1 protein-coding gene is annotated in these 306 nt (G+C 49.7%); it reads left to right on the plus strand.

The window, feature by feature from the left end; genetic code table 11:
- Window positions 1-306, plus strand: a 306-nt coding sequence (locus tag MO867_RS22890; protein ID WP_252473437.1) for a transposase, incomplete at both ends; no start/stop codon positions are given.

Below are 306 nucleotides of genomic sequence, written 5' to 3' on the forward strand. Positions count from 1 at the left end.
TCTATACCGCAGCCACGGAACCGGCAGCGCAGGTAGAGCGAGAGCGCTTTGCTGAGAAGTGGGATGATAAATACCCCCAGATCAGTAAATCCTGGGCTACCCACTGGGCAAACCTAATCACCCTATTTGAATATCCGCCTGAGATTCGTAAAGTGATCTATACAACAAATGCGATAGAGTCCCTCAACAGCGTCATCCGCAAAGCTACAAAGCTACGTAAAGTGTTCCCCTCAGATGACTCAGCAATGAAGGTGGTATACCTGGCTGTGCAGGCTGCCTCAAAAAAATGGACGATGCCTATCCGGA

Origin of the sequence: Microbulbifer okhotskensis, from assembly GCF_023895975.1 — a bacterium.
Lineage (GTDB): Bacteria > Pseudomonadota > Gammaproteobacteria > Pseudomonadales > Cellvibrionaceae > Microbulbifer > Microbulbifer okhotskensis.